The 3,915-nt window shown below is 49.8% G+C and carries 4 protein-coding genes; 2 read left to right on the top strand and 2 right to left on the bottom strand.

Going from position 1 to position 3,915, the window contains the following annotated elements:
• Positions 1 to 13 precede the first annotated feature (13 nt).
• Entirely contained in the window at positions 14 to 823 is an 810-nt protein-coding gene (locus XI06_RS07530) for a hypothetical protein (protein WP_271604970.1), read from the bottom strand.
• Positions 824 to 989: 166 nt separating this feature from the next.
• Between XI06_RS07530 and XI06_RS07535 the strand changes: the two genes are divergently transcribed.
• Both XI06_RS07535 and XI06_RS07540 read left to right on the top strand, forming a co-directional pair.
• Positions 990 to 1,340: a hypothetical protein gene (locus XI06_RS07535; RefSeq protein ID WP_271604971.1), complete on the top strand. Its 351-nt coding sequence runs from the start codon at positions 990 to 992 to the stop codon at positions 1,338 to 1,340.
• On the top strand, positions 1,337 to 3,112 hold the full coding sequence (locus tag XI06_RS07540; RefSeq protein ID WP_271604972.1) for a hypothetical protein: 1,776 nt from the start codon (positions 1,337 to 1,339) through the stop codon (positions 3,110 to 3,112). Before XI06_RS07535 ends, XI06_RS07540 begins: the two co-directional genes overlap by 4 nt.
• Here XI06_RS07540 and XI06_RS07545 read toward each other — a convergent pair.
• On the bottom strand, positions 3,109 to 3,654 hold the full coding sequence (locus XI06_RS07545; protein WP_271604973.1) for a hypothetical protein: 546 nt from the start codon (positions 3,652 to 3,654) through the stop codon (positions 3,109 to 3,111). The two genes, XI06_RS07540 and XI06_RS07545, sit on opposite strands and share 4 nt — an antisense overlap.
• Positions 3,655 to 3,915 lie beyond the last annotated feature (261 nt).

Genomic DNA, 3,915 nt, shown 5'->3' on the forward strand with positions numbered 1-3,915 from the left:
GGGGATTAAGCGGTTACCCATTTCTAGGCTGCGGATGCTCGTCCGTGGCCGAGTTAGAGCTAAGTTGGATTACGTGACCCTGGAGGTTCCAATTCCATTGAAGGACCCCGCGAGCCACGTTGATCGCGCTGATACTTGCCTCATTTCCACTGTTTGTGGCGCTTCGCTCAAGGAGAGGAATAAGACGATCCCAAAACTGACGATGTTCAATCTTGTGTCGAAAGCTCGGGATTGCGACCGTATGGTTCACAACAAAGCCCAGCAAGGCTAGTACGTGACGGTCTTCGGATGGGGACAAGGTTTCCGCCAGCTCGAGGATAACCTGGCAATCATCCAACTCAAAGGGCTTGTCGGGTGGCCAGTCCATCCACTTCCTAATTGAGATAAGTGCTGCGCAAATCAATCCAGCTTCCTCCTCAAATCTCCCATCACGTCTTATCAAGTAAAAAAGGCTGGCTTGCTGGGATAAGTAAGTGAGGCTACAGGCGTCCAAATTCCAGATCGCGTTCGATAGCAGAAGCTGCCAAAACGTGATTGTAAATTCGACACCAAGTTCGCTTGCAGCACTTATGGCATTCGTATTGTCAATCTTCGCACGCTCCGCAACTCTGTCCCAGTCGCTGAGATCCTTTTCATTAGTCGGCCAACGGCCGACCAGCACCATAAGGTGTTCATAGCGGAGGCTGAGAAGCTCGATCCGTAGATCCGGTCTGTGCCGCTTGCCTTCAGTACCTTGGGCAGCCGTGGTCAGCTTGGCTGGCGCAGGCTCTAACTTATTAGAACGCACTTTTCGTTGAAAGAGCAGCTTACTAAGCCAATTCATAGATCGCTCGTAACGATATGCTGTCGCAGCTCGCGAAACCGAGCTCGACATAATCATTTCTGGAATCTAGTTCGTCTGACGCTGACTTTCCAAAATGGCATGATAAACTTCAGGTTGGGGTATGTCCATACGTGCAATCTGCCCTGAGAAATAGACGGAGAGGAAAATGGCTGTTGTGGTGACTTTGCGAGGTCCCAAGGAAGTAATCGATAAGATTGCTGAGCTTCCTGAGATCGCGGGAATTGAATTAGATGAGCCGCAGTCCGATCAAAGTCTAGCGGATGCAGTGGATTCTCCTATTGGACCTCAGGAAATCGAGCAGATTCTACAATTAATTACGGTAGCGATTACGACTGCCACGGCTGGCGTTACTTTGTTTGAAAAAATTCAGACTCTACTCCGGGGGAGCGAAAAACCATCTAAGGTCGCCGTGGTAGATCCGAAGAACAACAAGACGCTCGGTGATCTTGCCGTCGATACAGATCCAAAGATGTTGTCGCGCGATCTCTTTCCATGATTCCAATTATCCAATTTGATCCTAGTTCACTCACGCTATGGTATGACACGCATCTCATTGCGCGAATGAGAGGGGCGCCTGAAATTGGAAAAGCGCTTGATCTTGCGCTCCGAGGTGCGGATGACGAGCTAGTCGAACACATTAGATCAATCGAAGATCACTGGATCGCGACCCGCGCAAGCACCATTGCGGTGGCGTGCTGGCACGAAAAGCGTCACTTCGTTGACTTCGTTCTGACCAACTACGGCGCTTTCCGCATGAGGCAGTTTTTTACTGTCTACCTGAATTTGCCCGAAATCATCCGCAGTGCGCAAAAGACGGGTGAGCTGCTTGTCCCGATTCAAAGCTATCGTGAAAAGCTGTTTTGTAATCATCTCGGCGTGAAATCGCCAACGGATTCTGTACTCGCAATCGCAAAGAACATTCGAGACAGAAAGAAAATGCTAAGCGATGATACGCATCATCATTCATCGCGATTTGGTGAGATTGAGACGAGTGGCGAATCGTTGTTGGAGGCAATCGCGCATCATATCCAGACAGCAAAGGCAGAGCGTGTTTTAGGCATCAAAGCCTCTCATGCGATTCAAAAGGATGTGCCCGCGAATGCGATTGTGTCTCAAAGATACACTTGGGCATATCGTGTATTGATCCAATCGGGAGTTATCAATTCGCCAGGGACTATTGGAGACGGCCTCTTAATTGACGACAAGCCTTTCCTTCCAATTTGTTACGGCGCTCTCGCATGTCGTGTTTGGGGACAGCAGCAGACAAGAACAGAGACGACGTCTTCCTTCAACCCTAGCGAGCGTTTTGCGAGTCTAGTAATCGGTCTTCGCGATCATGCCGAAGACATTCAAAAGGCGTCGGTGGGCGAAGCATGGGAAATTGTGAATCGCACTGCAAAGAGGATCTTTGACCGAACAATCGTCGAGGAAATGAGGGCTGATGTCGAGTTGGAAGAGAAATTTGTAACCAAAAGCATGAGCGAAGACTTCCTCAAATCCGCGCGAACCGCGTACCGCGACTATCATGAACTTCGAGTTAGAGCGTTCGAAAGGTTTGTCGAGCATCCAGAGGAGATCCTGGATCAGCAGGTCTATTCCGATTCTATAGAAAAGGGTGTTGCGCCTTACGTGATAGTGGCCGCATCTTCAGGAGAGATTGGAGATCCTCCTCCCGACTATTCTAGAATATTAGGCTACTCTGATCCTGAGTTGGGTGCGAAGCGAGAAGACGCACGTTGGTGGTGGGCAGCATCGCTCAAGAATCAAAACGAGCGAGTTCCCAACCGCAAGTTTGCATTGCGATCGCAAGAAGTGTGGATGGAGGCAGCATCAGACTTAGCGCCGTTTGCGAAACTGGTAATGGACGGCCGCAACATTCGCACAATGTTAGGACCCGAATTAATTGCGGCAGAGCAAAGGCTGCGAACAACATTCAAATTTAGGGTGTTAGTAGATCCGCGCCATGCCTATCCCAAGATCACGATACCAAGTGACTTTTGGTACTACCTAACGGGAAAAGACACGCATCGCTGCGACATGACATACGAAACGGTCGTGAAACCTGAGGGACTCGTGGTAGGGCCTTGGGCACTTCGCTTGAGGCCGGGCTTTTATGATGCACTGAGAGAGAGTGGTTATCCCGATACAACGGGAATCGCTCTCGCATTTTGGCGAGACTGGTCGCCCTGGCTTTTTAGCGAAGAGTTTCGAGAGCGATTTGAGCAATTTGTGCTCGATGACACGAGAATAGTTAGCCTCGAACATTAGGGCTTGGGCTTGTCCAGAGTTGATCGGATAAACTGCGACATCCAGCCGTACTGATACTCAACGTCAATATCCGAATCAGTCTCGCCAAAGACAACTTTCACGACGCTTGGGCCAATGGTGTGAACCAGGGCGGTAACATCAGAAAAGAAGGAGTTCTCTCTGTAGGGCTTCGCTTTGCGAACTCGAATCCAGTAGGCACCTACTTCATCGACCTGGATGTCCAGGTTCTCATGATGCGTTGAAAGCTGGCACATCAGGTCAAGCAAAAAATTGTATTGTGTCGCGACTGAGGTTGAGAGTCGATCGAGGATGGCCTGGTTTCGCCGAAGTAAGTGTTGCGAGAAGAGATATTCTACTCGAAATTCCTTCTTGTTCCTCTCGGCTGCTGCAGGAGCGACAACGATCCGCTGCTTAAATACAAATTCTCGATCCCCCAACATCTTATTGATCGCTAGATTGAAGCCGGCCTTGTCTTTCGGCTCGCCGGTTGTGTTGCCAAACTCAAAGGGAAATGTGGCCTCAAAGCCGCTGACCACGAACATTGCAATGACTTCCTTGGGAAGTCTAAATGGCAATTGGGGTGGGAACTTCCTGGTTGGAACTGCCGGCAGATAGAAGGATTGGACCGGATTCGGCTTTCGGGAAATGCTCGAAAAAAATTCACGCCAAGACATTGCAGGTCCCCACGTGTGTTAAGGATCAATGGAAGGTAGCTCATCTCCCATAGTCGTCAATGACGGCGGAGAATAATTTGGATTTTGGCGGAAGGCCTTGCTCGGCCCTGTGTTCTAATTGGAACAGCA

Source organism: Bradyrhizobium sp. CCBAU 11434 (genome assembly GCF_028128895.1).
Taxonomy (GTDB): Bacteria; Pseudomonadota; Alphaproteobacteria; order Rhizobiales; family Xanthobacteraceae; genus Bradyrhizobium; species Bradyrhizobium zhengyangense.

Bases quoted from the DNA above. Each gene is read 5' to 3' on its own strand.
- XI06_RS07530 (WP_271604970.1), bottom strand. From the start codon at position 823: ATGAATTGGCTTAGTAAGCTGCTCTTTCAACGAAAAGTGCGTTCTAAT.
- XI06_RS07535 (WP_271604971.1), top strand. From the start codon at position 990: ATGGCTGTTGTGGTGACTTTGCGAGGTCCCAAGGAAGTAATCGATAAG.
- XI06_RS07540 (WP_271604972.1), top strand. From the start codon at position 1,337: ATGATTCCAATTATCCAATTTGATCCTAGTTCACTCACGCTATGGTAT.
- XI06_RS07545 (WP_271604973.1), bottom strand. From the start codon at position 3,654: ATGTTCGTGGTCAGCGGCTTTGAGGCCACATTTCCCTTTGAGTTTGGC.